General features: G+C 35.1%; 26 protein-coding genes, 4 pseudogenes and 1 other annotated feature. Of the genes and pseudogenes, 17 read left to right on the top strand and 13 right to left on the bottom strand.

Features of this window, described 5'->3' with window-relative positions:
• Positions 1–10 precede the first annotated feature (10 nt).
• From ACSU6B_RS19780 to ACSU6B_RS19770, 3 genes and pseudogenes are all read right to left on the bottom strand, one after another.
• Positions 11–283, bottom strand: a pseudogene (locus tag ACSU6B_RS19780) (IS3 family transposase); the annotation flags it as partial.
• Positions 204–560: a transposase gene (locus tag ACSU6B_RS19775; protein ID WP_410887937.1), complete on the bottom strand. Its 357-nt coding sequence runs from the start codon at positions 558–560 to the stop codon at positions 204–206. The gene ACSU6B_RS19775 and the pseudogene ACSU6B_RS19780, both read right to left, overlap by 80 nt.
• A 295-nt stretch (positions 561–855) precedes the next feature.
• Positions 856–1,341 carry a YhcN/YlaJ family sporulation lipoprotein gene (locus ACSU6B_RS19770; RefSeq protein ID WP_410887935.1) on the bottom strand — a complete coding sequence of 162 codons (486 nt, stop codon included), beginning with the start codon at positions 1,339–1,341 and terminating at the stop codon, positions 856–858.
• 247 nt (positions 1,342–1,588) lie between these two features.
• Between ACSU6B_RS19770 and ACSU6B_RS19765 the strand changes: the two genes are divergently transcribed.
• Positions 1,589–2,458 carry a hypothetical protein gene (locus tag ACSU6B_RS19765; RefSeq protein WP_410887933.1) on the top strand — a complete coding sequence of 290 codons (870 nt, stop codon included), beginning with the start codon at positions 1,589–1,591 and terminating at the stop codon, positions 2,456–2,458.
• 166 nt (positions 2,459–2,624) lie between these two features.
• Here ACSU6B_RS19765 and ACSU6B_RS19760 read toward each other — a convergent pair whose 3' ends face one another.
• The gene (locus tag ACSU6B_RS19760) at positions 2,625–2,972 is read right to left on the bottom strand and encodes a hypothetical protein (protein WP_215007765.1); all 348 of its coding nucleotides are present in this window, start codon (positions 2,970–2,972) and stop codon (positions 2,625–2,627) included.
• A 567-nt stretch (positions 2,973–3,539) separates the two neighbouring features.
• Here ACSU6B_RS19760 and ACSU6B_RS19755 point away from each other — a divergent pair.
• The 3 genes and pseudogenes from ACSU6B_RS19755 to ACSU6B_RS19745 all read left to right on the top strand — a co-directional run bounded on the left by ACSU6B_RS19755 (position 3,540) and on the right by ACSU6B_RS19745 (position 6,961).
• Positions 3,540–4,808: an ATP-binding protein gene (locus ACSU6B_RS19755; RefSeq protein ID WP_410887930.1), complete on the top strand. Its 1,269-nt coding sequence runs from the start codon at positions 3,540–3,542 to the stop codon at positions 4,806–4,808.
• A gap of 191 nt (positions 4,809–4,999) precedes the next feature.
• Positions 5,000–5,174, top strand: a pseudogene (locus ACSU6B_RS19750) (DDE-type integrase/transposase/recombinase); the annotation flags it as partial.
• A gap of 407 nt (positions 5,175–5,581) precedes the next feature.
• Positions 5,582–6,961, top strand: coding sequence for a Mur ligase family protein (locus ACSU6B_RS19745; protein ID WP_410887928.1), 1,380 nt, complete (start codon positions 5,582–5,584; stop codon positions 6,959–6,961).
• A 162-nt stretch (positions 6,962–7,123) separates the two neighbouring features.
• Here ACSU6B_RS19745 and ACSU6B_RS19740 read toward each other — a convergent pair whose 3' ends face one another.
• Entirely contained in the window at positions 7,124–8,152 is a 1,029-nt protein-coding gene (locus tag ACSU6B_RS19740) for a YheC/YheD family endospore coat-associated protein (RefSeq protein ID WP_410887926.1), read from the bottom strand.
• 136 nt (positions 8,153–8,288) lie between these two features.
• Positions 8,289–9,506, bottom strand: a complete 1,218-nt coding sequence (locus ACSU6B_RS19735) for an ATP-grasp domain-containing protein (RefSeq protein ID WP_410887924.1) — start codon at positions 9,504–9,506, stop codon at positions 8,289–8,291.
• 207 nt (positions 9,507–9,713) lie between these two features.
• Here ACSU6B_RS19735 and ACSU6B_RS19730 point away from each other — a divergent pair, with 207 nt between their 5' ends.
• Positions 9,714–10,013 (top strand): hypothetical protein, encoded by a 300-nt coding sequence (locus tag ACSU6B_RS19730; protein ID WP_410887922.1) that lies wholly within the window; start codon positions 9,714–9,716, stop codon positions 10,011–10,013.
• A 219-nt stretch (positions 10,014–10,232) separates the two neighbouring features.
• Here ACSU6B_RS19730 and ACSU6B_RS19725 read toward each other — a convergent pair whose 3' ends face one another.
• Positions 10,233–11,660 carry a PQQ-dependent sugar dehydrogenase gene (locus tag ACSU6B_RS19725; RefSeq protein ID WP_410887920.1) on the bottom strand — a complete coding sequence of 476 codons (1,428 nt, stop codon included), beginning with the start codon at positions 11,658–11,660 and terminating at the stop codon, positions 10,233–10,235.
• Positions 11,661–11,817: 157 nt separating this feature from the next.
• On the opposite strand from ACSU6B_RS19725, the pseudogene ACSU6B_RS19720 reads away from it, so the two are divergent.
• The 3 genes and pseudogenes from ACSU6B_RS19720 to ACSU6B_RS19710 form a co-directional block, all read left to right on the top strand.
• Positions 11,818–12,255: pseudogene (locus tag ACSU6B_RS19720) on the top strand (phosphomethylpyrimidine synthase ThiC); the annotation flags it as partial.
• Between the two features lie 319 nt (positions 12,256–12,574).
• Entirely contained in the window at positions 12,575–12,748 is a 174-nt protein-coding gene (locus ACSU6B_RS19715; protein ID WP_410887918.1) for a hypothetical protein, read from the top strand.
• Between the two features lie 40 nt (positions 12,749–12,788).
• Entirely contained in the window at positions 12,789–12,923 is a 135-nt protein-coding gene (locus ACSU6B_RS19710) for a hypothetical protein (RefSeq protein WP_410887916.1), read from the top strand.
• Between the two features lie 283 nt (positions 12,924–13,206).
• Here ACSU6B_RS19710 and ACSU6B_RS19705 read toward each other — a convergent pair whose 3' ends face one another.
• From ACSU6B_RS19705 to ACSU6B_RS19690, 4 genes are read right to left on the bottom strand one after another with little or no spacing between them, the layout of a single operon-like run.
• Positions 13,207–13,356: a hypothetical protein gene (locus ACSU6B_RS19705; protein ID WP_214713910.1), complete on the bottom strand. Its 150-nt coding sequence runs from the start codon at positions 13,354–13,356 to the stop codon at positions 13,207–13,209.
• Positions 13,357–13,371: 15 nt separating this feature from the next.
• Positions 13,372–14,577, bottom strand: coding sequence for a Ger(x)C family spore germination protein (locus tag ACSU6B_RS19700; protein WP_410887914.1), 1,206 nt, complete (start codon positions 14,575–14,577; stop codon positions 13,372–13,374).
• The gene (locus ACSU6B_RS19695; RefSeq protein ID WP_410887912.1) at positions 14,570–15,676 is read right to left on the bottom strand and encodes a GerAB/ArcD/ProY family transporter; all 1,107 of its coding nucleotides are present in this window, start codon (positions 15,674–15,676) and stop codon (positions 14,570–14,572) included. The genes ACSU6B_RS19700 and ACSU6B_RS19695 overlap by 8 nt, the downstream gene beginning before the upstream one ends.
• Positions 15,673–17,256: a spore germination protein gene (locus ACSU6B_RS19690; protein WP_410887910.1), complete on the bottom strand. Its 1,584-nt coding sequence runs from the start codon at positions 17,254–17,256 to the stop codon at positions 15,673–15,675. Before ACSU6B_RS19690 ends, ACSU6B_RS19695 begins: the two co-directional genes overlap by 4 nt.
• A gap of 547 nt (positions 17,257–17,803) precedes the next feature.
• Between ACSU6B_RS19690 and ACSU6B_RS19685 the strand changes: the two genes are divergently transcribed.
• From ACSU6B_RS19685 to ACSU6B_RS19675, 3 genes are read left to right on the top strand one after another with little or no spacing between them, the layout of a single operon-like run.
• Positions 17,804–17,971: a hypothetical protein gene (locus tag ACSU6B_RS19685; protein ID WP_410887908.1), complete on the top strand. Its 168-nt coding sequence runs from the start codon at positions 17,804–17,806 to the stop codon at positions 17,969–17,971.
• A 20-nt stretch (positions 17,972–17,991) separates the two neighbouring features.
• A complete protein-coding gene (locus ACSU6B_RS19680; protein ID WP_410887906.1) occupies positions 17,992–18,207 on the top strand; it encodes a hypothetical protein in 216 nt (71 codons plus the stop codon).
• A gap of 24 nt (positions 18,208–18,231) precedes the next feature.
• Positions 18,232–18,399: a hypothetical protein gene (locus ACSU6B_RS19675; protein WP_410887904.1), complete on the top strand. Its 168-nt coding sequence runs from the start codon at positions 18,232–18,234 to the stop codon at positions 18,397–18,399.
• A gap of 384 nt (positions 18,400–18,783) precedes the next feature.
• On the opposite strand, the gene ACSU6B_RS19670 is transcribed toward ACSU6B_RS19675, so the two are convergent.
• Positions 18,784–19,524: a metal-binding protein ZinT gene (locus tag ACSU6B_RS19670; RefSeq protein WP_410887902.1), complete on the bottom strand. Its 741-nt coding sequence runs from the start codon at positions 19,522–19,524 to the stop codon at positions 18,784–18,786.
• A 526-nt stretch (positions 19,525–20,050) separates the two neighbouring features.
• Here ACSU6B_RS19670 and ACSU6B_RS19665 point away from each other — a divergent pair.
• The gene (locus tag ACSU6B_RS19665; protein ID WP_256942356.1) at positions 20,051–20,182 is read left to right on the top strand and encodes a hypothetical protein; all 132 of its coding nucleotides are present in this window, start codon (positions 20,051–20,053) and stop codon (positions 20,180–20,182) included.
• Between the two features lie 244 nt (positions 20,183–20,426).
• On the opposite strand, the gene ACSU6B_RS19660 is transcribed toward ACSU6B_RS19665, so the two are convergent.
• Positions 20,427–20,687: an integrase gene (locus ACSU6B_RS19660; protein ID WP_410887900.1), complete on the bottom strand. Its 261-nt coding sequence runs from the start codon at positions 20,685–20,687 to the stop codon at positions 20,427–20,429.
• A gap of 178 nt (positions 20,688–20,865) precedes the next feature.
• On the opposite strand from ACSU6B_RS19660, the gene ACSU6B_RS19655 reads away from it, so the two are divergent.
• From ACSU6B_RS19655 to ACSU6B_RS19635, 5 genes and pseudogenes are all read left to right on the top strand, one after another.
• Positions 20,866–21,309, top strand: a complete 444-nt coding sequence (locus tag ACSU6B_RS19655; RefSeq protein WP_215006481.1) for an OsmC family protein — start codon at positions 20,866–20,868, stop codon at positions 21,307–21,309.
• Between the two features lie 296 nt (positions 21,310–21,605).
• Positions 21,606–22,628 carry a DUF3231 family protein gene (locus ACSU6B_RS19650; RefSeq protein ID WP_410887898.1) on the top strand — a complete coding sequence of 341 codons (1,023 nt, stop codon included), beginning with the start codon at positions 21,606–21,608 and terminating at the stop codon, positions 22,626–22,628.
• Positions 22,629–23,328: 700 nt separating this feature from the next.
• Positions 23,329–23,544, top strand: a binding site (T-box leader).
• 53 nt (positions 23,545–23,597) lie between these two features.
• Positions 23,598–24,155, top strand: a complete 558-nt coding sequence (locus tag ACSU6B_RS19645; protein ID WP_410887896.1) for a pyridoxamine 5'-phosphate oxidase family protein — start codon at positions 23,598–23,600, stop codon at positions 24,153–24,155.
• Between the two features lie 524 nt (positions 24,156–24,679).
• Entirely contained in the window at positions 24,680–25,309 is a 630-nt protein-coding gene (locus ACSU6B_RS19640; protein WP_410887894.1) for a hypothetical protein, read from the top strand.
• Positions 25,310–25,620: 311 nt separating this feature from the next.
• Positions 25,621–26,054 (top strand): annotated as a pseudogene (locus ACSU6B_RS19635) (DUF3916 domain-containing protein).
• The last annotated feature ends 159 nt before the right edge of the window (positions 26,055–26,213 follow it).

Raw genomic sequence — 26,213 nt, 5'->3', positions numbered from 1 at the left:
CAAATAACTTTTATGCAACTTTTAAGACTTGAGTTCGGAATTCGACCGGACTCAGGTCTTTTAATTTGGACTTCATTCTTTTGTGATTGTAATAGTATATATAATCAGCTAATTCCCGTTCAAAATGCTCTATACTATCAAATTCCTGTAGATAAAGGAGTTCGGACTTTAATAAGCCAAAGAAATTTTCCATGACTGCATTATCAAAACAGTTTCCTTTCCGGGACATACTCTGTGTAATTTGATGTTGTTTCAATTTTTTTTGATATTTTCCCATTTCGAATGGTAGAAGGATCAGCTATCTTAAAAATAGCAGCTGTTTCATTCGGTGACGTCCTGTAATCTTTCATATATTTTAGTACGTCTAGTTTAAACTCTGTTGAGAAACTTGTATAGGATTTTTGAAACGCTTCTACACCGTTTATCTCGTATTGCTTCACCCAGGTTTTTATAAGAGAAGAGTGTGCTCCAATGGAAGCCCCAATCTTTTGATAACTATCATTGCCATTCAAATAGCGCTGAGCAGCAGCTATTTTATCTTCCGCATTAAATTTAGCCATAAAAAAACACCCCGAAAATGTTAGAATGGTGTCTAACATTTACGGGGCAGATCATACTGTGGCGAGTTATGCTTTTATGTACATCAATTGCTATGTCAAAATGAATGTCATTCCACTTATAGTTCCGAGAAAGTAACCTTAAAAAGAACTCAATAAAATATAAATCAATAACTGTTTTCACTAGCTATTTATTTCAAGACCTTATTCAACATCATAACAAATCTAAAAGGTGGATAATTTATCCTAAGAAAATCATAAAAAATGCTTAGCATATTGCCAAGATTTTTTATTCACCTTATTTGGCTTTAGGGAATACTCTACGAATTGTTTCAGTAAACTCATTAAAGAAACCTGAGATTGGTCTACCATTACGAATATCAGAGGCATATGTGTTCATGCGATCATAAAAGTCAGGGTTTTCCGATACATATACGTTATCAATATCTCGATCAGTGGATTTCACTCTTTGTGAAATCTTATGTTCAATACTATTAGTATCCTCATTTTGGGATGTAGGTGATAGCTTTACGGCTACATATGCATTATTTTCTGTAACAATGACATTTGCCGTGTCCACTTCTTTCAGGTCGGTTACTTTTTTAGCAGCAACATCAGCAACTCCCATTCTGGAATCATTATTGTCCCTGACGTTGTTGATGTTGTTCCTTGTTACATTTTGATCACGATTTACAAGATCATTTTTATTTACGTTATTTCTGGCGCACCCTGTTAAATCAAGGCTAAATATAAGGATTGGAATTAAGATTAGGATCTTTTTCATGGTGTATTCCCTCCGTGAATTTAGTTAACAAGATTAAGTTCTCCATTTCCTTTAAAGATTAGTCATATGATGGTTTAGTTATTCAAATAATTTATTTACATTGAATTGGAATCATTTTTTATGAAATCGAAAAATACGCAGTAAAACAAAAGGTATTTTTAAAAAACATCGTAACCGAAATAAATGCATATTTTCTGCACATTTTTGTTGTAGGATTTGTATGATTCTAATTTTTAGGAGGATTACGATGAAGCGAAGATTTCTTACATTGGTTGTTTTTTCACTAATTATATCAGTATTCTTAGCGGCTTGTTCAAAAGATGATTCAATGGATTATGGAGATATGGACCATAACTCAAATAAAAAACAAACGGAAACAAGCCATGAAGGGATGAATCACGGAGATATGACATCCACTCCTCAAAAGGATAATACCAAAGTAGAGTTTTCCTTTAATGAAAAACCTGAAAGTGGAAAACAAATCCCTTTAAACATTCAGGTAAATAATAAGAATGGTCAACCAATAAAGGATTTTGATGTCGAACATGAAAAACTCATGCACTTAATTGTTGTAAGTAAAGATTTATCCCATTTTGACCATATTCATCCTGAATATAAAGGGAACGGATTATTTACAATTAATTCAAATTTTCCTTCCGGAGGGGAATATAAGCTCTTTGCTGATTTTGTACCTAAAGGAGCAGAAAAAATGGTAAAAACTTATGACGTAACAGTAGCAGGAAACAAAGTAAAGACTACAGCTTTAACAGAAGAAAAGGAATTAACAAAAGTAGTGGATGGAAAAGAGGTGACGTTGAAATTTGACCATTTGATGACTGGAATGGACTTGACGATGACATTCACGATTAAAGATGCTAATACAAAGCAGCCTATTACTAATTTACAACCATATTTAGGTGCAGTAGGACATGTTGTAGCAATTAGTGGTGATACAGAAACTTATTTACATGTTCATCCAATAGACGAAAAAGCAACAGGTCCAGATGCGAAATTTATGACAAGTTTCCCTGATGGTGGTCTCTATAAAATTTGGGGACAATTCCAACAAAACGGAAAAGTAATTACTGTGCCATTTACCATAAATGTACCAAAATAAAAAATAACTTTATTATTAAGCATTTGATAGAAGTTATTAGTAATCATTGTGATATTAAACAACATACATAACACCATTCATATAATTCTGAACGGTGTTATGTATTTTTGCAGCTTTAATTGGAAATGCCGCTATCCTCCAATAGGAAGAAACACATTTTTATCTTTCACTTAAACTTTGAAATCCAATACCCTACGATGACAATAGCTAAACCGAGCAACGTCTTCCAATTCGGAACTTCCTTCATGAATAAAAACCCCATCAATACACAAACCAATATTTCAATTCCTTTCGAAAAAGTAAGGGCGAAAGTTAAGTTCCCGAATACCTTGTATGTAAATTTCACCCCGAATCCGATCATCAAATTTGCAGTAAACAGAACTGGCAGAAGCTTCGTTTGATACCAAACTGTTGTCCAAAAAGCCGGATCGATGTGTTTGCTTTGATAAGCGAAAATGGCATTTACCGCTAATAGCCCTCCGAGCAGTAAAGCAATAGCATATACAAGCAACATTCTGCTACCCCCATTTCAAATAGACTGTTCCAACGATATGTTTCCCAGGGGTAACTTTTTTAACCGTGCTCAAAAGATAGAATGCGGAATAAAGAGGTATCATCTAAATTGCTATAGTGTACAAGCCCATATAAAAAGACGCATTCGAAAAAATGCGCTCCGGAAGCCAGAAAGTGGCTCCTGAAGTGCATTTTTTTAAGAGGTATTCTAGAAAATAGTACTATTTAATTTATCAAATCCGGTTTATTTTTATCACAAACCAATATTAGGGATATCCAATCACACACAATGTAGGGTTAGTCCAGTGTAGCTGACATCACCCCTATATCAAAGGAAGTATTGGGCGTACCAATTTACATTATTTGTCTTACGTATAAAATCCGCGAAATGCTGTAAGGACCCCATACTGATCATACCCCTTTTTTAGAGTAATAGTATCAGTATGTCTAAGCTTTAGAGATTAATTGCAATTGTTTTGAGTTTTTGCACCAGAACCCATTTTTTTCTTCTATTTTTATATTCGGTTTTCTTTTATACTAGAATGAGCCTAACAATGAGGTAAACTGTATGGAACATACTAAAAACTTGCTCTTACAAGTAATGATTATTTTGATCCCTGTCTTTTTTTATTCTATGTATTTAACCAATCGTCATCAATTCATCGAAACGAAACGTCAAAAATTAATTTTCAGTTTCTTGGCAACGATTACGTTAGTATTGTGCATGTCCTTCCCGATCTATTCGGATGTAAACGAGCGAAGTGACCTACGGTTTGTAGCTCTTATGATCGGTATATTTTATGGAGGAGGATACGCAACAGGTATTGTTCTCACGATCATCTTATTGTTGTATCGTTGGTATTTCGGGGGGGAAGGTTTTTATTCAACGGTATACGAAGTCCTTTTCTTCTTACCCATGTTTTTTTTAGCATATCCACGTTTCATCCAACAGGATCGAGCAGGTCGAATGAAACTGGCTTGGATGATAACATCGGGGATGTCCTTAATCTTCATCCTAGTGGATTTTCAAGAGATGGATTTTTTTAACCACACACTTCAGGAAATTTTAGCGATATGTGTTGCCACCATCGTAACCATCTTTTTGATTGAAACCTTAAGGGAAAATGCCCAGTTACACATGGAAGCTCAACAGGCGGAAAAATATAAGATACTCGGAGAATTGGCCAGTTCCTTTGCTCATGAAGTTCGAAATCCCATGCAGACCAATCGAGGATTTCTCCAGTTACTTCTACAATCACCAATTTCAGAGACGTATAAAAGGTATGTTCAAATTTGTATAGAAGAAGTGGATCGAACGAATGACGTCATTACTGAATATCTTTCGCTTGCCAAGCCAGAAGCGGATACGAAAGAGTCCGTCGATGTTTGCCAAAAAATACAAACAGTCGTCAAGATTCTCTACTCCTATGCTTTAGAACGAAAAGTAAGCATAGACGTCCGACTTCCGGAGCAAGAGTGTGCGATATTGGGTCATCCCCCAAAAATGAAACAAGCCTTCCTCAATATCATCAAAAATGGCATCGAAGCGATGCCTCAAGGTGGTGCGGTTTCCATTTGCGTGAAACAGGAGTCACAGCATGTGATGATCCAAATCCAAGATGAGGGAGTGGGGATGGATGAAGACGAAGTGAAACGTCTAGGACAACCATTTTATTCCCTGAAAGAAAAAGGAACCGGTATAGGACTCATGGTGAGCTATCGCATTATCGACTCGCTTCAAGGAAAAATCACCGTCCAAAGCCAAAAAGGAAAAGGAACCACGTTTACCATTCGGTTCCCTCTCCATAATTGTAAAAATATCATCGCCATTAACTGACAATCATGAGCGTTAGCTAAAAATAAAAGTATATGAACCGACAGGAGTTAAAGGGTATTGGATGGTAGATAACCGTACTGAGACAGTTGAAGTGTTTATCTTTATAGAAGTAAGTATTTTGAAGACTTTATCATCGATTTAAAGAACATACTTCTATAATACAAATTCTAACCATCTATGAGCGTGTCGTTTATCTAAGTGAATCAAGAGATTAACAAGCAGCCAAGCGCTTTCTCAAGAAAGCCTTGGCTTTTTTCGTATGTTTCCAGACCACGTGTCATAACAGTGGATAAAAACCCAGCTTATCCTGTAGCAATTCAGGAGTTAAAAGAGGAGAAGCGTATGCTTGAAGAGGTACGGAAACGATTCGAAGAATGAGGGGCCACATGTGAAATATTTTCCAATAGGTATGAAGTCCTCCGTGATTTATCCCCACTATACAAATCACGAAAAGATTAGAATCCGTCATAAGAAATGGATGCCAACAACTGCCTATTCAATCGATAGGTTTTTTATTGAAAAGCAAAGGGAATAGCACCAAAATTTAATGAAGACTTGGGAAGAAAAAAAGCATTAGTTTCCATTTCAAATTCTCAGGTGAATACAGCGGAAAATAAAGCATTGTTTGGTATTTATCACACACCTGCAATAGGGGACACGTCATATGATACATTAGCTTTTGAATTTAAAAGTGATTCAATCACTACTACCATACAGAACCGTATTATGGGGGGAGAGGCTTTTTTCAAAAAAGGTACTTCAGGAGGGACATTTTGAAGACATTATTATTGGAGAACATTTTAACTGCAATGAACATTCAGCCTAATGAAAAGCAAAAAGGTATACGAATCAAGAACGTCACTTATAACAGATTTGAAATTAGAAGTCATACGTTATTTTTTCGTTGGAACAATAGAGCGGTGCCTGTTGAAACTATAAAGAAATACAAAAATGTATTCATCGTTACCGATACACCATTTTCTCATATGGAAAAATTAAATCCTAATCAAATCATTATGGTAAAGGATCTCAAAGACAGTTTCTTTAAATTAACTTCGTATTACAGGCATCTGTTTAACATTCCTGTAGTCGCCATTACTGGGACATGTGGAAAGTCAACTACGAAAGAAATGCTAAAACACATTTTGGAAGAAACACAAAAGGTGCAGGCAACAATATCAAGCAAAAATGCCAATTGTTACAACCTTCCTTATTTAATGGGAATTGATGAAGATACGGATGTGGCAGTATTTGAAACAGCCGTATCTTCAAAAGGGGATATGACGGAGTCCTGTAAGTATTTTTACCCAACGATTGGGATTATGACAATGATTGATGTGGATCATACGGATAAAATCCGATCATTTGATCATTATCTAGCAGAAAAGGCAAAAATAATGCAAGGTATGAACAATAAAGGAATTCTCATCCTAAATTCGGACGACCCCTATCTTTCCACCATTGATACTTCAAAATTTATGGGAGAGATTATAACGTTCGGAAAAAACAAGGATGCTATTTTTAGGATTAAGGAGTATCAATATCATTCATCTGGCATGACTTTTTGGATGGAATATAAGCAAAGTAAATTTAAAGGATATATACCGGGTCTTGGTGAGCATAGTGTATATAATGCAGCCGCTTCATTAGCAGCCGCTGCAATCTTAGGAGTGGATATTCACTATGCTATAAAGAGATTATCTTCTTATCATCACATGAGATCCCATTTTCAAATCATCGAAGGACGAAATCAAATTACGTTGGTGGATGATACTTGGAAGTCAAATCCTGCTTCCTTAAGAAAAGGCTTAGAAACATTAAGCAGTATTGCATTGCCATCCCAAAGAAAAATTGCTGTTCTGGGAAGAATGGCAGCACTGGGAAAATATGCAGATGAAGAATACGAAAAGGCAGGACATCTAATCGGTGCCTCGGGGGTAGATATTCTCATCACCAAAGGGTTTATTGCAAGAGATTTTGAAAAGCCAGCTATAGAGGCAGGAGTAAATCCGCATAATGTTTATCATTTTTCAGATGCAGATGAAATAAAGAGGTTTTTTGATTCATTTTTAATCCCAAATGACATTGTTTATTTCAAAACGGGCGGGGATGACTCAGACTTCGATGATGTCATCGAATATTTAAGAAGTTAAAATGGTAGAAACTTTTCTCATAAAAAGGCAGCTTTCCTTTAATGAACGGCAACTCAATTGTCCACAATTGAAGGTCTGTTCATGAGCGGCAAGCTGCCTTTTGGGGATTAAATATTTGTTCTATGATGAAAACCTATAATAACTGGCTAATCTGGCTTTAGTCTATTTCCCGTTTGTATCAGCTAAATATTTAGCATACAAAATCGTATTTTTGGCTACATCCAATTCAAGATTATAAATATTAGGTGGGCCTGGTCTCCAATTTACTTCAAAAAGCCATAGTTTTTGGTTGGCATCAATTCCGACGTCAATTCCTAATTCGTCCAATTCATTGTCATATAAAGAATCAAAATGATTTGAGAAACTTATCGCAAACTGTTCAAGATACCTTTGAATATCATACCAGGAGTTACCAAACTCTGTTTTTAAAAAAATATCCAGGTAAGTACTATAACCACCACTCTTCATATTAGATGTGATGGTCCCTAAACGCCCGATCCGTGGATAAATAGAAGTAATAACCCATTTTCCTTCTCCATTTTTTTGTACATGCAACCGGAAATCAAAAACATGACCAGATTTTGTTTGACTTGTAATAAACTGTTGAACTACGTAATCTTGTTCTTGTATTTTAAGGGATATCAAGTCTAACAATTGTTTTTCATTTAAGGTTAATACTAGGCCTGCATCATTCATTTTGTAATGATTTGCCCCATATTTTTCAATAAAAACAACGCCCCCTCCTTGATGCCCCGTTAACGGTTTGATAATCACTTTTTTATAACGACGGATCATGTCAAAAAAAATCTGAACGTCAGTTAATTCATAAAAAGGAATAAGGTAATGATTAAATTTATTTGCCTTTTTAATTCTGTTATAAACCGATAATTTGTCCCCAATTGAATGACTTGTAAACGGAATCCTATCAAACAAATAATCAAAGATTTGTTTAGCTTTCTCACTTGCAACATAACTTGCATTATAAATGACATCAGGGAAAGGAAATTCCTTTTCAATCCATTGTCCATTTTCATAGGCTTTTCCTAAAATCTTTTGCTGTTTTATATTCACCTTCCCTAGGGTAAAGTAAAAAAAGGTTACACCTTCTGCTTTTGCTACAGCGGCATAAGCATATGCTTTCTTTACATTACTTGGATCACTGCGATGATGAAGCATGCCAATTAACGTCATTTTACTTCTTTTCCACCTCTCCACATTCTTTTTCTTATAAAAAGACTAGAATTTTTGTTCAATCATTAATAGCTCATCTAATCTCTTAAAACCTCTGTTTTTATAGATCCTACTCATTATTTGTCACTTGAAATTTTTAAATTGGGTCAAGGAAGAAACGTATTTCGCTAGCTGCTCCCATAGCAATTCTTTTCGCTTCGAATTTATTCTCTGAGGATGCCAAAATGTATCCGCAACGGTCTCCCATTGATAAAGGCGGACGAACTATCTGTCCTTGTCGGGGTTTTATATACACCTCTTCTACACCGGGATATTGAGAGACTCGTTCTTTCCCCGTTACCTTCATTAATTTTCCTTTAGAATCAACTGTTAAATAATGTGCATATACATACTTACTGTGTTTTTTAGTAAGGCAAGGCTCATTTCCTAACATTAATTGAATGGTTTCCTCTACTAAATTAATCCCAAATCCGACTTCAATGATTCGATTCATCGCTCCACCTGAGATTCTTGGGTTAATTTCAATTAATTTCCAAACTCCATTTACTAAACGCATTTCAAGGTGACAGGCACCGTTTTTCATTTGAAAAGCCTTTAAGATGGAACTTACTGTCTCAAGGATACTATTGTATGTCCTTTGATTGACATCTGTTAGTAAACAATATCCGGTTACGATAAATCGTTGTAAAAAAGTAATCTGTTGTTCGATTATCGCGACAATATGAACTTTTCCATTGTGTACTAAAACTTCAATTAAATATTGGGGTCCTATTAGATACTCTTCCAATAAAATCTGTTCATTTTTTTTTAGTAATTCTTGTAATGCCAGCCTTAACTGATTCTCGTTATTTGCCAAATGGACATCTTTTGAGCCGGCAGATGTGGGAGACTTTACAATAAGAGGTAAATAGTTATTGGCTTGACCAATAAAATTCTCTAAGGAAAAATCATCTGGTTTATAAAGGGCATAATAAGGAGAATTTGGGTGTCCTTTGAGAAGCTCACGAGTTAAAACTTTATTTTCCATTTTTAATATTGAATCAGTAGAGACTACACTTGAACAAAATTCTTCCGATAAGGCGGCTGCTACATGAACGTAAGAATGTACAAAACTCAAAATGCCTTTTATTCGTTTGCCTTGTCTTTGTAGTTTGCTGAGGGTTTTTTTTATTTCACCATTATTGGATAATTCTACTAAAATCATTTGATGGACTTCGGGAAATTCTGTTCTTTGGTGAATGTATTTTTGCCTATTGGTTAATAACACCGTAAAATATCCGAGTCTCTCAGCAGCTTTTATTGCTTCTCTACTGGATCCGGATTTGTTAGTTTCAATAAATACAATGGTTTGCATAAGCTTTGTCATCCTATCTTTGGCGGTTTTTTATTGAAGGATTTAGCTTTACCAGTTTTTCTTGAATAAACTGATAAGTACAATTTATTATATTGTTATTAGACAACAGTGGTATGGACAATCGTCATCATTCTTAAGACAATTAAATTAGAATTTGTACAGAGTTCATAAAAGGACAAAACTACCGTATGTAGAAAGGGGATACACATGAAGATGATTGATGAGTACTTCGAAACAGCGATGGAAGCCTGGAGTATGATGCAAAAGACTTCTGGTGATGAAGGGGCAGAATGGGCAGAAAGATTTGAACGTTACTTTTATGAATTTATCGATGAATTGAAGAAATGGTGGGCAACTCTTCAGCCAAAACCAACGAATATAGATGAGGCTGAGGAGTTACCTCAAATAAAAAAGTGGATGGAGCAAATTCCTGAACCTGTACAACTAAATTTTCTTACAGAATTAGAGGATATTTTGGATGGATTAGATACAGAACGTTTTGATTAAGAAATAGAGTATGGTGGAGATGTGTTATTGTCCGGTGAAGTTTAATGGAAGAAGGGGTTTGTGTATTATTTGTGGAAGTTTAAAAAGTTACAAACGAATGGGTTTACGCGTAAAAGAACAATGGGACTGCTGAAACAGCAGTCCCATTGTTCTTTTACGTTTCAAGTAAATGACAGGTTAGTTCAAAAACAATATCAGTTGTACCCTATACATCTGCATTTAAAATGTAGTAGATGGTACAATTTCAAAAATAGTACCTTGGTTAAAATCAGTCACTTTCATAGAGCCATAAACCCCTAAATATAGTCTAGTTTGATCCAGATTCGTTCCCAAAGTAACATAATAAGCTGATTGAGACCCAAAATTATAATCGGTTTCAATCACACTAAAATCATTTTGTTTACCATCTGTTCTAACCCTGCTATATGCTAAAACCCCTCTAACTGGAGGGCGAGATTCTTCAACACGGGAAAGGTCGGTAAACACAACACTTCCCGTTAAATTGGGGATTCCATTCCCCATAAAGGCTTGCACTCCTGTAAGTGCCGTTCCTCCAAACTTATCGGGGCGGGGATCTTTATGAAAATAACTAGTTAGAGGATGAAGACGTTTCGCGGAAGTGTTTATAGCTTCATTGTAATAAGCAATTGTTTTCTCATCTAAAGTCGGATTTGCAGAACAGCCCCTTATAATTGACGTCGGAAAAGCACCTTCCCACCCTCGCCAGCCAAAGTTAATAAATCCCTCTTGGTTAGGTTCGGTGTTTCTTAAAGAAGCTTGAATCAGCTGAGTAACCGGAATTGGTTTATAATGAACGAATGAAAAAATCGACTCTACCAAATCCTGTCCGACATTTCCCACATATTTGATATACTGTTTATTAAACTTTTGAAATGAAATGCCTGGTATATTACGAACCCCTTTGGCCATTACCGTGATCGTTTCCTGAATAGTTGCAGGAAGTTCATTAAAACGTGTGACTACAGGTGGATTGTTGATAAATGTATTCTTACCTACATCAATTTCAATGATTTTACCGGCGATTTCCATATCGTTCTGGCTTAAATTAAATGGATCATAACCTGATCCACCATCTCCGGTTGTTAAAACAAGTTTTCCTGTTTCAGGTGAAAAGTTTAAGCTATTGACACCATTATGATTTAAAAATGGTCTTCTTAAGTTAAGTAAAGTCTGTCGTCTTTGAGGTTGACCATTCGATTGTAAGATCCATTCTTCAACTGTATCAATATGATCATATTGAGTTTCTCTATTTATCCACCTTAGGTTTAAAGTGCTGGGATCACACGGGTTAGGATTAAAAGGTTCAGGAAGAGCACCTGGACCTTGTGTTCCAGCTACTGAATAATGAAGATAAAACAGACCGTTATAATAAAATTCGGGATGAAACGCTAGCCCTAGCAATCCCCGTTCATCATATCCACCACCAGAAACACCTAGTTTTATGACTCGCGGGCGAATATCTAAAAAAGTCTTTAAACTTGAGTTTCCTATGTAAAAGATCTCTCCTACCTGGGTTGCAATAAATAATCTTTCAATTGAGTCACCCGGAAGTATAGTTGATTTCAAAACAGTGGGTAAATTTATCTTACTTACCATGGGCCGAAAACTAACCTTAATTTTTATCAACTAACTTTACCTCCTTCTTAATTGTTTTCATTTTTAAGAATATGATTAGAACTGTTCTATTAGTACCAAATTAGGGCAGGGGAGTCTGACAACTATCCTGCTTACTTTAATAGAAAAAGAGATCGTCTATCGACGATCTTTTTTATGAGTAAACATAATCGTTTGGGAACATGATGTACAGGTAATGGTTGAAGGACCTGGACATGTACCTATGCACCTAATTAAAGAAAATATGGATAAACAACTAGAAGTGTGTCAGGAAGCACCATTCTACACACTTGGACCTCTTACGACTGATATAGCACCTGGTTATGATCACATTACATCTGCTATTGGGGCAGCAATGATTGGTTGGTATGGCACAGCTATGCTTTGTTATGTAACGCCTAAAGAACATTTAGGTTTACCGAATAGAGAGGATGTTCGTGTAGGGGTTATTACTTACAAAATTGCCGCCCATGCTGCTGATTTGGCAAAAGGACATCCAGGAGCCCAAAAAAGAGATGATGGCTTATCAAAAGCTCGTTTTGAATTCCGTTGGAGAGATCAGTTTAATTTATCTTTAGATCCTGAACGTGCGATAGAATATCATGATGTTAACTAAAAAACCGACGAAAAGACACTCTCAACAAGAGGGTATTAAAAATATAGCCATTTAACCTTACCTTGATTAATATCGGGGTAAGGTTTATTAATATAACTGGTTCGGTGAGAAAGCGATAACAGTCTTCGCGAACTAGAAAACACCACTTATTAAATGCGACATAACAGAGAAAAAAGGGATAAAGATCCTTTCGTGTTACTCTCTTTTTTGAATGAATAAGCGGGCAGGAAGGAAACAGGAGTTGTTTTGTATATTTTTCAAAATAAATCAGAGAATAAAAAGATGAAAGAAAATAATGGAGGAATTGACAATGAAGGAAAGTAATCGAAATCAGAACGGTCCTGAAAATAAAATGAAAAAATTTAAAAACATAAATCAGTCAGCTTTAAACTACGTACAGCCAGCTATTGAAAATGCGGCGGAGTCGTCTCGAGATGCAACTCAAAACTTAATTAACAATACAATCAATAAACAAGAAACGTAATGGTTTAAGTCAATTGATAATAGTTTTGAAAGGGGATATTATGGAAGAGAATAAAAAGGTACCGCAGAAATTAAGTTATGAATCAGATGGAAAAATGGGTAAAAACAACAATAAGGTAAAGGATAACAAAAAAGATCCGTCTGAATTTTTTAATACTACACAAAGCAGTGAATGAAAAATAAAAGAGGTATACCCTAAGCAGGTAGAATAAAATATTTCGGCAGCCTTTAACTGCCGGGATCTTATGTCATAGAAATGCGAAAGAAGTGCTCAAAATTTTGAGTGCTTCTTTTTTTAAAGTTCTTTCAATACCGGGGCCGTTTTCCAAAAGGGAAATACAAAATAAGCCAAGAGGTAATTCAATAGTTCTTTGGGGAGTTAGGGGCAGTGATGCCCCTTGTTTACCCGACTTAACTATTAATGAATAAGTTTTAAAAAATTTATAATTCAATTACAAATTAGGGTTCTTGTTTCTTTTTCCATGACGGATCACCATAATCGTGAAATTTTTGATTCAGCTTATAGAATGCCATAGGAAGTAATACGGATACTACAGTAGAAAAGATGATAAGGTTGGAGGGCAATCGGCCGATTACTCTTTCCCACATCTAGCTCGCCTCTTTCTATTGTTTTTCACTTTCAATTATTGCTCCAGAAGTTTGGACAATGATGTCTGCTTGAACTTTAATGGTGCTTGTGGAAAAGTAATTTTTCCCATCATCCCAATCTTGTTTGATTCGTTTCCATGTGTCATAATCTTCCCGTTGAAGATAACCACCTAACCCAAGAGCGTCAACTCTTAAATCTTCTTGAAAAGTTTTAATTGTTTTAGATACTTTTCGTTCAATTTCTTTTTCAACGGCTGTTTCCACTTTGGATAGGATTTTAGGATTCATGTAATCAAGAGAACCAAAAGACTCTCCAATTTGTCCTTCTGCCTCAATTTTAATATGAAACTGAATGTTTTCCTTATTCTTTGATACGACCTTCACACTGCTTTTTTCCCTTTTTATTTCATAAACAACTAGCTTATTCTCTACTTTTGTTTTCAAAATTCCCCCTTTATAGTCACCTGTTATCAAATTTAAACCTTCAGTGATATCACCGTTAATAAAGCCGATCATTTGATTATTATGACCATGAAAGACGGCTGCCCCTGCTATGTTTATCTTTTGATTATCCCTTTTTATTTTGGGAACGACAAAGCTTGTTTTATCTATTAAACGTTCATGAATACTACCGATTCGTTTTTCAGGAAGAATCCTTGCGTTTTTAAATGAATTTTCAACAATTGAATCAATATGCATGACCGGAAGATTTTCAGGTGTTGGTTGAATACCCAATATAGGACCTGCTTCCCCTTCTGCAATCATAACTTTTATTCCTCTTCGTGTTTCACTATCTCGCAGGAAAAAATCAAGGACATTACCTAATGCTTTTGGTATTTTAGCGACATTTTCTGATATGATAATGGTTTGCAAATGTTCATTGAATGGTGTTCGACTCGTTTCTTCTCCTAAATGGCGCGATTGCCCCGATATAGTCTCATCCTCGATTACCAAATTATTATACGCCTTCTGTGAAGTGCCGCCTTGGCCGCCTTGGCCTGAGCCTCCCTGGGATAATCCAGAGGGAACGACGAATTGATAGGTTCCTTTATAACGATATTCTCCTTCTGATTCTTCTAGCTTCTCACCTGTTTCCTCAGCTAAATCAATGGCTATTCCAATAATAAAGCCACGATCTTCAATTTCCACGTGATCCCAACACCCGGTAAGGAAAGCAGAAAATACTCCTAATAGGGTTATGCATAACTTGAATCTACTCATTTCCCTTGATTCCCCTGACTTTCGCTAGTATTAGTAAAACTGTTGGAATCAAAACTCCCAGTCCGAAGATAAAGTAACTTAAGTACCTGCCTAGTATAGTCACCTCTATTAGATTTATAGGAAACATGGCGATTAGGTAAATACAAGGTGTTAGAAGAAAAATAAATGTTCTTTTTTTTACTTTTTGAAAGAGGGAACTGAAGGCCATTAAACTTACATCGAGGCATAAGGATGCCGTATTAAAAATAGTCATAATCCAAATCATATAAAATAACGATTCAATACGCCCAAAAAAGCCTCCTGGTACCTCTGCTTCTTTAGCAAGTTCAATCGTGGGATAAATGAGCGTGGCAGTTGTTTCTGCAGTGAAAACACCAATGGCCATCATATATATAAGTAGGTATAGAACTAACGGAATACCTGCACCAATCATGGCATATTTTGTCACTCCTTTCGGTCTATTTACAAATGCAACATAAAAGAGAAGAATGTCAGAACCAAAAAGAGAAAAAAAACTTTCTTTGCTGCCTTTCCAATAGCCCTCCCAGTTTGTGGTGAACAAGGGAAATAGATTCTTAGGTTCAAAATTGGGGATATTCATTACCAATACCAATAAAGCAATGAAAAGAATAATGGGAAAGAACAACAAATTTAACCGTATGACACCAACCCGAGAACCTGAAACCGCATAAACTATGACAAGTAGAAACAGTAACGCAATGATTTCTACTGGTGTCCGGGCCAATAAGTATTGTTTAGCAGTGATTGCAACAAATCTCGTCTGATAGGCAGCACTTACCATATAATAAATAGCAAAGCATATGGTGATCAGTGCAGCTACAGGTTTTGAACAAATCGCAGAGGTATACGTAAAAAATGTCTGGTTCGGAAAACGTATGGCGAGTTTTGCGCTAACCCATGTAATGAAAATGATTAAAATACCCGTTATCACTAAAGAAATCCAGCCATCAAAGAAATTCGTTGTCACTGCCAATGTGCGTGGAATGGAAAGTACCCCTACCGCAATCGTATACGAAGCCACCATGAAGAGAATTTCTAGTTCTCCAATTTCCTCATCTCCATATTCAAAGGGCTTCACGATGAGTGTCCTCCTTTCTTGATCCCCATTCGTTTTTCATCTTCTGTTTGCAGATAGTTAGGGCGTCTTGTCAGCATAGTGATCGGGAAACGAAGAACAAGGTCTTTCCAGTCGCGGCCAAAGCTTGGGGCAAAGGGAGTTGTATAGGGGACACCCAAACTTTTTAAATTCACCAAATGGATATTAACTACAATGTAAGCCAGAATAATACCATACAATCCAAAAAGAGCCGCCGCCCCCATAAAACCAAAACGGAGAATTCGAAAAGCAAGTGCCGTACTATAACCGGGCATAGAAAAAGAAGAAACAGCTGTAACCGCGACTACTATGACCATAACCGGGCTCACAATCCCTGCAGCGACGGCAGCTTGACCAATAACCAGCCCCCCAACAATTCCTATCGTTTGTCCAATAGGTTTTGGCAAGCGGATCCCGGCTTCACGTAGTAATTCCATGGTCGTTTCCATTAATAATGCTTCAATAAAAACCGGAAAAGGAACCCCCTCCCTGGTCGCAGCAATGGAAAATGCTAATTTAGACGGGATCATTCCAGGATGATACGAAACGAGCGCAATGTATAAAGAGGGTAAAAAAACAGCAATAAAGGCTCCGAGATATCGCAATATACGAACTAAGGACCCCACAATCCATCGTTCATAATAGTCTTCCTGGGACTGGAGCGTATTTCCAAAAGTCATGGGTGCGATTAAAACGAAAGGTGTTCCATCTAACAAAATCGCCACTTTACCTTGTAAAACAGCTCCAACTACTTTATCCGGTCTTTCTGTATGGTCTATTTGTGGAAACGGTGATAGAAAGTTATCTTCAATCCATTGCTCGATGTAGCCTGTTTCCAGGGCGTCATCCATATCAATTGATGCCAATCTTTGATTGACTTCTTTCACAATATCCGGATTCACGATTCCGTCGACATAGACGAGAACAAGGTCTTTTTTTGAACGTCTTCCTATCTTGTACGATTTGAAACGCAAATTGGGATCCCGAATAGATCTTCTAATCAGCATCGTATTGGTTCTCAGATTCTCAATGAACCCGTTTCTCGGCCCGCGAATTACTGCCTCTGTAATTGGTTCTTCAATACTTCGGTTTTCCCAGCCTTTACTACCAATTGTTAATGCTTGGTCCGTACCATCTACGTAGAGTACGGTGTCTCCAGAAAGTATAGAATATAAGATTTCATCTGATGATTTCGTTCTTTTTCCTTCACTAACGGAGAGGACTTTGTTATATAATTGATTGACAAGATGAACGGCCTTGTCCGATAATTCTTTTTCACTTACTACAGATTCAATTTGAATGTTTTTTATGATTTGATCGTTGATTACCATTTTGTCGGCTAAACCATCCAGATACACGATGGCACATCGATGATGGGTATTCCCTATAGTAAATTCCCTCGTAATGAGATCACTCGGTTTATTTAACATCGCTTTTATGTTATAAAGATTTTCATCAAGATTGGAAAACAATTGAAGAGACAAATCTTCTTGTTCTTCCTGTATTGACTGAAACGATTGTTTTCCGGTCTTGTTTAGTTTAAAAAAGGGTTTTGAATCCAAATTATTATCCTTCCTTCGTCTTCAATGGATGTTTCTGCTATAATTTTTCTTTCATTCATTTTATGAATAAACCCTTTCTCTAAATAATTAATGATAGGGTTCAATACTCAAAAAGATTTTTCTTTAATAGAATCTTTATGTTTTATGAAATGTAGACCCTTTCCTTTAACAAAACAAGAGGGTTTTCTTTAAATATTCATAACTTTGGTGAACTCTCTTAATTTAAGTTAGCAAGGAAGAGTACCTTTCTATAAATAGTTAACGTTTAACTTTTACGGTCTTATTTATATACCATCAGTTATAAAAACATCTTTGCCAAAAAACATAAACTTATACCCTTGTAAAACAGTAACTGAAGAGTCAAGAAGGAAAGAAAGAATATACTAACAATTACGTCCAAAATTTTGAGTGCTTCTTTTATTTTCTTTTTCAACTTAAGAGCAGTTTAGTTGCATTTGAGAAATAATTCCATAAAATATGTGTGGCTTTTATAACTAATATAAACTTGAAATTTTTGGTTACATTAATATTCTGGAGGTGAATATTAATGGTAGATAACAAAAAGCAAAGTAGGTCAACAGATGCCGAAGTACGTGCAAATCAAGCTGAAGCGTCTCGGCACCAAGCTGGATCTTCAGGTAAATACGGAACGGAATTTGATAGTGTAGATAACAAAGTAACCAGAAAAATTGAACCAGTAATTGAACAACAATAGAAAAAAGGCACCCTTTATGGGTGCTTAACCTTTTTACAGTGGAAAATGCAGAAAAATTTAATGATCTATTTCTAAATATAGAAACGGGTGAATTTATTTTAGTAACTTCGGAAGAGTTAAGAGCTGCTGAAGAGGAAGAACCGTTCGATCATTTACCTGATTGGCAACAGGAAGATAGAAAGGTGGCTATTGATGTAATTGAAAACTTTGAGAATTACAAAGAGCTGCCAACATAAGATGAAGTTAATGAGTATGAGATTATGGAAGATTATTGCCTAACTATTAGTGATCAAGTCAAGCGAGATGCGTTATTAAAGGCAATTAAGGGAAAGGGTGCCTTTAGAAGATTTAAGGATAAAATCATCGATTTTGATATTGAAGAGCAATGGTATTCATTTCGAGTGAACGATATAAAGAGATTGCCATAGAATGGTGTCAAGAAAATAACGTAAAATATATAGAATAAAAATCTGTTTAAGAATTAGAGCGATTTCTTAATGGTTGCTCGTTGTTCAATTAACGGTGCTTGAGTCTTTTTCTAGAATTGAGTTCCCATTTCCACTAAACAAAGGAAAAAAGAAACTATATTTCATGAAGTATATCCTTCTAAGAACGGGGGAACGGGGATATTTGTAAATTATCATTTTCTGTTAAATAATTATTCGAGAGTATAAAATATGATTATTTCTAAAGCTATATATATATACTCTCGAACTAAAAGTGAAAAATAATAGCTATTCGTCTTTTAATAAAATTTTCACTCTTTGAAAACTATCCTAAAAGGTTATCACTTTAAAAACAGTTTTATAAAATTAATGTGCATTCATTTCTTCTACGATTTCTTTTCCACTTAAATTAGAAAAATAATAAGTTGGCCAATTGTCTAATTCATTTAAAAGAGTGACATGATCTTCATCTCCAAAATAAATATGGTAATGTTCTGCTTTTGTTGGAAAAATACTATGATCACTAAATTGAACATGTTTTGGGACACCATCTGCTTCTCCAACTAAATCAAATAAATAACGAACGCCTCTATTTCCAGATTCATAAGTCAAAATTTCGTATCCATGATACTTATATTCTCCTGTTTTTCCTTCTCCATTTTTATAAAATGTCATCGTATTATCTTTTATCACGATTCGTTCAATGTCTGTTTCATACCCAACTTTATAATATTCTTTGTACTCTTCAAAGGTTTTATCTTTCTTTGTTTCTACTTTTTTCTGTAAGACCTCATCTAAAGTTCCATTTAATAAGTAGGAATAGACTGATTGCCAATCTCCTTCCCAATCTGATAATTCTCTATCTTCAACTTCGTCATCTTCAAATATCCCTGAATATATTTCTTTTTGTTTTTCATCATCGCCACTATGGTTATGATCATGGCTATGATTGGTACTGTCTGTAGATTCAGTATTGGAATCAGAAGAAGCAGGTTCAGAATTAGAGGAAGCATTTTCGACGGGTGTATCTACTTTTTCTTGACAGCCTGTAAGGATTAAACCTAATAAGAAAAACACAAGTATTGATTTGATAAGTTCCTTTTGCATAAATAAAATCTCTCCTTTTCCTTTTTAATATTCAGTGAAAATCGTAACCATTACTATTTACACCTTTATGAATATACTATGTTTTAAATTTTCCGTCAATATAAAACGTAATGATTATGATTTGTGCTATTTTGTAATTTAATAAAAAATGGAAAGAATATAATTAAACAAATTGCCTATCGTCAATGTTAGCGAGTAAGGGAGCACCTTATTTTCGTTGTCGTTTCCTGGAGTTTGTCATCGAAGAGTAAAAAGGGAGAATTAAATATAACTGAAGTAAATTCATATTATGTTTAGAAATGCCTATTTAAAGGGATTGGAATGGAAGTCTTATGAGGGAATCAAAGAGATTGACGGAACTGTCCAAATTACCAGATTCAAAAACAGAAAAATTATATGATTGTTTCACTCTTATTTCCTCACAAATCTAATAACACGATTTATTATTTTCCAATAAAAAGCAGCTGACAAATGTAACCGCTTCCATTAATATAGAAAGTAAGCAATAGGAGAGGGGATACAAACAATGGAACTTTTATTAGAACAATGTGAACATAACCAGTCGGAAGAACCTTGTGAAGAGTGTACCCCAAAAAAAGAAAGAGAAGAGAATTACGATATCTCTGAATATGATTATCATAAAAGATTGTGGTTTTAATATAAAGAGGGCTTCCTTTAGAAGTTGTTTTAGAAAGGGTAGTGGTTGACGGAAAAAATGACATAGATATAAGAGATGTGTTGATTTTCTTCTTCAGCTAACGGGTGCAAGAGTTTAACACCCCGTTACCATTTTGGTGGTTATTAGAAAAGAGTTAAACGAAGCAACACTCTTTAAAGGTGTTGCTTTTTTACATATTTGAGCCACTGATTAAAAATATTTTCTATACAATTCTTGTCTAAGACTACCACTTAATGGGCATAAATTTTTGTAGTTTCACTCTTCTGGAACGTATACAGTGCGCTAAGCTGGATGGCTTTAGATTTTCACTTGACTTTGCCAAGTATTCTTTTAATTTGATAGTAGTAATGGTTTCGAGTTTTACATCCTCAAAATACCTTATCACCAACAACGCTTGAAGTTTATAGGCCCTTAAAGTCTGTTGGAAGAACCCTTCAATTCGTTTATCAGATTCATAAATTTCCCAGGCTTTTGATAATAGCAAAATACATCTCTCCCTAAAAATTCTATTTTTAGAGGAATTATTGACCTGATTATAAAATTTGATACAGTACGGCAATCTTCAACTATCGAGGCAGTTTTGTTGAACAGTATTAAATTACCATTAAATCTATATAATGTTATAAATGAATTATACACTCGTAAAAGAAGGAGGACTATAAATGGGAGAGCATACGTTTCATTTTGAAGGAACTTGGGATGGTGGATACAAAGGAAAAGGACAAATTACTGTAGGGAATTTATCTACAGTAATTTCTAGAGCAAAATCTATGGACGGTCTTGGGGAAGGGACGAATCCTGATGAAATGCTTATTGGAGCAGCAGGTTCCTGTTTTTTAATGTCTCTTACTTATATCTTAGATAAAGGACGGATTCCAGTTGAGAGGCTTACGGTTTCTTCAACAGGAACATTTTATGATGATAAAGATGGCGTTCACTTTGAAAGGCTTGTTCACCATCCTCATATCGTACTTTCAAAGGAAACGGGTGTTAATGCGGATAAGGTTCATAAATTTATCAAGTTAGCAGAAGACCGCTGTATGGTGTCAAACGCATTTCGCGGAAATGTAGATGTCATTGTTAAACCTACAATTGAAATAATATAATGTGAAATATTTAATAATTTAAAATAAAACTGAGGAAGAGATTGTAAATAAATGTACTTACACTAACGGGTGCAAGAGTTGAAAATCCAGCCTCCAAAAATTCTTGGCGGCTTTTTCTTATGCAGCTAACGGGGCAGAATTGTTTATGATAAAGGACTGTTCGGCAGTCCTTTTTTCATTACAATTATAAGTTAAAGGTCAGATTAGTTGGAATTAAATTATTTTCCAATGGAAACCATAAGCGAAAATGAGGGAAAAGGAGATTAGTTATGACCACGGATAAAGAATTAAATCCAATGAATGTGATGAAACCATTAAATATAAATCCAAAACTATCAGATGAGACCCAACCTTTTACGTCTTTTGAAATTGGTAAACTTTGGGCTACCTATATGGGAAACAGCATGTCCATTCAAATTTTAAGTTATTTTCTTCAACATTGCGAAGAAGAAAATGTTAGGATGCTATTAGAAAATGGTTTATCCTTATCTAAGGATTTCAAGCAGAGGATAGAAGGATTTTTTAAAAGGGAAAATTTTCCGATACCAATTGGATTTACTAAAGATGATGTCAATCTTGGTGCCCCTCGTTTATACGCAGATGAATTTTATGTTCACTATTTAAAATATGCTGCAAAGGCAGGTTTGAGCCTTTACGCAGTAGCAGTTCCATTGTTAATGAGGGAGGATATAAGAGAGTTCTTTATTTATTGTAATCAATGTACTACTGTCCTGTTAGGGCAAATTAATAATGTTTTAATGGAAAATAAATTTATTGCAAAACCTCCTATCATTCCGACACCAGATAGAATTGATAAAATTGAAAAACAAAGTTACTTAAATGGGTTTTTTGGAGATGTCCGACCGTTACAGGCATTAGAAATCATTCATCTTTGGGATAACGTAGAGAATAACACAACAAGTATGGCATTATTAATGGGCTTTCATCAAATAGTTCAAGATGAAAAGGTAAGAGCTTTGTTTAAAAGAGGTATAGACATGACTGATAAAGCTGTAAAACAGTATAAGGAAAAACTTCACCTTGAACGTATACAATCACCTGAGTACCTAGACCATTTGGTTACAACATCTTCCTATCCTCCATTTTCCGATAAAATAATGCTGTTTCATAAAGTGGATATGTTTGCAATGAAAATAAGGGCATTTGGAAACTCACTGGCAGTAACTGCAAGAAGAGATATCGATATGTTGTATATAAGAACTCTTATCAACATTGGCGAATTTGTCGATGATGGTATGAATATCTTGATTCATAAAGGTTGGTTGGAATCACCGCCAAAAGCGTATGAAAGGGCTTAAGAAACAATTAGAAAGCTTGAACAACATCCAAATGACAGCTGGTCGAAAGAGATTTTAGAAAAGGAATAGAGCAATTTGGGAACAGTAAAGAAGCGTTGTTATGGAGTATTGCACTTCCCGGATTCGGTCAATTTCTAAATGGTAAACCTATAAAGGATATTGCCAGTATGGATTCCAATACTATTTGTGATACCTGGATAAGTTGTCGGGTTAATAATAAATAAATTGATTAAATAAAAGGTGGGCGATCTCCTTCTTATTTGCAAGTGTAAAATATGATTGAATTTAAAGATGGTGAAGAATATTGGAACGGAAGTAAGTGTGATGGTAATTTTGTATTTCGTACATTAGCAAATATGTACTCTCAAGATTATGAGCGATATATAAATGAATCAATAGAATTCAAAAAAAACATACAGTACTACACTGCTCGACTTGTCATTATGAGTGGGTACATAATGAAACCGATATATCTACCGCTCAATGTCCTTCCTGCAAATCATTGGAGTTTAAAAAATTATAAGCCTATTAAAGATTTGAATATATATACATAAGTAAAGGTGCAAGAGTCGTAAATCAAGCTGTCATTCTGGCAGCTTTACTTTTTTTACTAACTGGGCAGTTTAGTTGAACAAGAAATAGAAAAATATGGTTGACCAATTTAATGATACATAATAAAATTAAGAAAATTATAAAATATTGAAACACAGTGACTGGGAGTATTAAGGAAAGTTTATTGTATAGAGAGCTGTCGGTTGGTGAAAGACAGTCAATAAAGTCCCCAACTCGCCCACGAGTGGTTAGGCTGATATGTAAGTCTTAACGGTTGACATCCGTAATCAGTTATAAAGTGGATTTGTTGTAATAACAAATCAACAAGAGTGGTACCACGAAGGTTAAGCCTATCGTCTCTTATGAGATGGTAGGCTTTTTATTTTAAATAATTAGTGAGGCGAGGAGGAATATATTATGGGAACAGTTTATTCATCAATACTTCCAAAACATGAAGAATTTATAAGAAAACAACGGATTTTTTTCGTTGGTTCAGCACCACTATCAACAGACGGACATGTTAACATTTCCCCTAAAGGTCATGATGTACTAAGGATATTTTCACCAAATGAGGTCGCTTATTTAGATTTAACTGGTAGTGGAAATGAAACAAGCGCCCATTTAATAGATAACGGTAGAATGACATTTATGTTCTTAGCTTTTGAAGGTCCCCCGATGATTTTACGTCTATACGGAAGAGGTAAGGTCGTATTACCAGACTCACCAAAATGGGATGACATGGCTAAGCACTTTGACATCCTACCTGGTTCTCGTCAAATAATTCATGCAAAGATTGAAATGGTAAAAACGTCATGTGGTTTTAGTGTTCCATTTTATTCATACAATGGTGAACGAGATACTCTTCAACAGTGGGCTACCAATAAAAGTGAACAAGACTTAAAAGAATATCGTAAAAAGAAAAATTCTATTAGTATGGATGGAATAGTTACACCAATTGGGGAGAAGTTTATCTAGCTTTAATAACGTTTAAATAGTAATATTCCTTGTTGAGTAAACTGGGGCGATACTTCAAGAAGGAGGTCGCCTTTTTTCTTTTTGCACAAGAAAGATTGTGAAATGTAGTACTTAAACTATCGTGGTAGGTTAGTTGAACAAGCATCGGTGTATTAATCTAGAGTAAAAATCAAATAATACTGAGGATAAAGCGAGAAAAGAAGGTTGTGGTATCCTTGGTCAAAAGAATGATTTAATCACTTTGCTAAATTAGTGGAAGCTTGAATTCAAGAAAGTAAGGCTGATTCGCACCTTTTCCTTTTTCAACTAACTGGCAGAATAAGCATCAGGCTGCATCTGAAGATTTTTTTATAATATAAGAATTTATAAGTTTTAGCATCTTATAGAACCTGCTACCCAAAGTTAAATTACCCCTGAACAATAAAGGTAAGTTCGTGTTATAATTCTCTCAAATTTTCATCATCGAGTACAAAGAGGTAGACGAGGAAGGCGTATATTGAAAATGGTTCTTCGGAGGACATTTAATGAAAAATCTTATATCATTTATCGGAATTATGTTTATATTAGGTTTGGGTTTAGGTTTCTTTTCTGTTAATTGGATACTCTCTCTTATTTGTATTGTCGGAGTAGTAAGTGTTTATTTGTTTATATCGTTTTCTCCTATTTTGTTTACTAATGACATTTCAAAAACCGAAAAATTTTTAATTAGGAACCAGAAAAGACCTATTTACTATTTGTTTTATTCACTGGCAAACAATTTGGATGGCGATGTTGAGGATGCCATAAAAAAAGTATTGTTAAAATATAAAACCCCGGCTAGACAAGCACTTTTTCGTACTATTTATTCTCTTTATAAGCATGATACCGAAAAGGCAAAAACGAACCTAGAACGAATACAGCCTTTAAAACTAAGGCAATATTATCTGGCTTTAGTTTGTATAGAGGAAGATAAACTTCAGGATGCTATATCAATATCAGATAAAATTAATTCAAACTGGATGAAAAATACAATATTGGCTGAAGTTTATCTTAAGGAGGGTAATATTGAAAAAGCCAAAACCTATGCAAATCAAGCTGTAAAAGAAACAAAAGGTATTCAAAAGTATTCCATATATAAAAATTTCGAAAAAATTTTAGGCGACAAAACAATGTGAGACCGCAAGCCGCTAGCTTCAGCCAAGGGGATTGATCTCCTTTTTTATGGATTCAGACAAAACTGAATGTAACAAAGTGTATATTTTGTTACATCTGGGTCAATTGCGGTCTTTTTCTTTTTCAACTATTGGGGCTAGAGGTCAGGAAGGTATAGTGCCACAATCCTTTTATAAGGGGGATTCCAGTAAATTAATTAGGAGGATTTCGTGTGGTTCGATGGAAATTTGATAACGGATCAAAAAAGAAAGTTAGGGGTTTAAGGAGAAGATACAATACTTTTGTAGAGAATTTAACTGAATTAACCAAAACAATGCCTAATCCTAATGATTATGGTTTAGGATATTGGCATTTACACTTGCCATTCAGCCAAGAATACATAGATTCGAAAAAAACTCCGAACAAATTCAGGCGGGATATTATGCGAAAATTAATCGAACGGGTAGAACATTTATAAACATAAAGACGAAAGAACAAAGTGATTATTGTATTTATGCGATTATATCATTACCCCATTTGTTTGATTCACAGATTGTAGTAATACCAGATAAAAGTTGGTTTGATGGTTTTTTCGAGAGAAACTCAGCAGAACAAAAATGGATACCTTTCGAAAGCGAAAGAAATTTAATAAGAGAGTGGATTATTGTTTTATCTTCTGATTTAAAAGTACGTGGTTTCAAGGAAATAATTTCGGACGATGACTTCAACCATGAAGGCGAAATCTGGTTTATTGGTGAGTTAAATTAGATTAATGAGGTTCTGTTAAAAGGTGGTATTCTTCAAACCAAGTTGGTACTATACTTTACAAGTTTGTGAAATTTTGTACTTGAACTATAGGGTGCAAGAGTTGAAGATCCAGCTGCCATTTGGCGGCTTTTTCTTATTGAAGTAACGAAGCAGGTTAGC

Origin of the sequence: Neobacillus sp. C211 (genome assembly GCF_051842875.1) — a bacterium.
Classification (GTDB): domain Bacteria; phylum Bacillota; class Bacilli; order Bacillales; family Cytobacillaceae; genus Neobacillus.
Note: the sequence above shows the minus strand (reverse complement) of the source record. Positions and strands in the feature narration are given on the sequence as shown.

Excerpts from the sequence above, each read along its gene's own strand:
- ACSU6B_RS19775 (WP_410887937.1), bottom strand. The coding sequence starts at position 560 with ATGGCTAAATTTAATGCGGAAGATAAAATAGCTGCTGCTCAGCGCTAT.
- ACSU6B_RS19770 (WP_410887935.1), bottom strand. The coding sequence starts at position 1,341 with ATGAAAAAGATCCTAATCTTAATTCCAATCCTTATATTTAGCCTTGAT.
- ACSU6B_RS19765 (WP_410887933.1), top strand. The coding sequence starts at position 1,589 with ATGAAGCGAAGATTTCTTACATTGGTTGTTTTTTCACTAATTATATCA.
- ACSU6B_RS19760 (WP_215007765.1), bottom strand. The coding sequence starts at position 2,972 with ATGTTGCTTGTATATGCTATTGCTTTACTGCTCGGAGGGCTATTAGCG.
- ACSU6B_RS19755 (WP_410887930.1), top strand. The coding sequence starts at position 3,540 with ATGGAACATACTAAAAACTTGCTCTTACAAGTAATGATTATTTTGATC.
- ACSU6B_RS19740 (WP_410887926.1), bottom strand. The coding sequence starts at position 8,152 with ATGACGTTAATTGGCATGCTTCATCATCGCAGTGATCCAAGTAATGTA.
- ACSU6B_RS19735 (WP_410887924.1), bottom strand. The coding sequence starts at position 9,506 with ATGCAAACCATTGTATTTATTGAAACTAACAAATCCGGATCCAGTAGA.
- ACSU6B_RS19730 (WP_410887922.1), top strand. The coding sequence starts at position 9,714 with ATGAAGATGATTGATGAGTACTTCGAAACAGCGATGGAAGCCTGGAGT.
- ACSU6B_RS19715 (WP_410887918.1), top strand. The coding sequence starts at position 12,575 with ATGAAGGAAAGTAATCGAAATCAGAACGGTCCTGAAAATAAAATGAAA.
- ACSU6B_RS19710 (WP_410887916.1), top strand. The coding sequence starts at position 12,789 with ATGGAAGAGAATAAAAAGGTACCGCAGAAATTAAGTTATGAATCAGAT.
- ACSU6B_RS19705 (WP_214713910.1), bottom strand. The coding sequence starts at position 13,356 with ATGTGGGAAAGAGTAATCGGCCGATTGCCCTCCAACCTTATCATCTTT.
- ACSU6B_RS19700 (WP_410887914.1), bottom strand. The coding sequence starts at position 14,577 with ATGAGTAGATTCAAGTTATGCATAACCCTATTAGGAGTATTTTCTGCT.
- ACSU6B_RS19685 (WP_410887908.1), top strand. The coding sequence starts at position 17,804 with ATGGTAGATAACAAAAAGCAAAGTAGGTCAACAGATGCCGAAGTACGT.
- ACSU6B_RS19675 (WP_410887904.1), top strand. The coding sequence starts at position 18,232 with ATGGAAGATTATTGCCTAACTATTAGTGATCAAGTCAAGCGAGATGCG.
- ACSU6B_RS19670 (WP_410887902.1), bottom strand. The coding sequence starts at position 19,524 with ATGCAAAAGGAACTTATCAAATCAATACTTGTGTTTTTCTTATTAGGT.
- ACSU6B_RS19665 (WP_256942356.1), top strand. The coding sequence starts at position 20,051 with ATGGAACTTTTATTAGAACAATGTGAACATAACCAGTCGGAAGAACCT.
- ACSU6B_RS19655 (WP_215006481.1), top strand. The coding sequence starts at position 20,866 with ATGGGAGAGCATACGTTTCATTTTGAAGGAACTTGGGATGGTGGATAC.
- ACSU6B_RS19650 (WP_410887898.1), top strand. The coding sequence starts at position 21,606 with ATGAATGTGATGAAACCATTAAATATAAATCCAAAACTATCAGATGAG.
- ACSU6B_RS19645 (WP_410887896.1), top strand. The coding sequence starts at position 23,598 with ATGGGAACAGTTTATTCATCAATACTTCCAAAACATGAAGAATTTATA.
- ACSU6B_RS19640 (WP_410887894.1), top strand. The coding sequence starts at position 24,680 with ATGAAAAATCTTATATCATTTATCGGAATTATGTTTATATTAGGTTTG.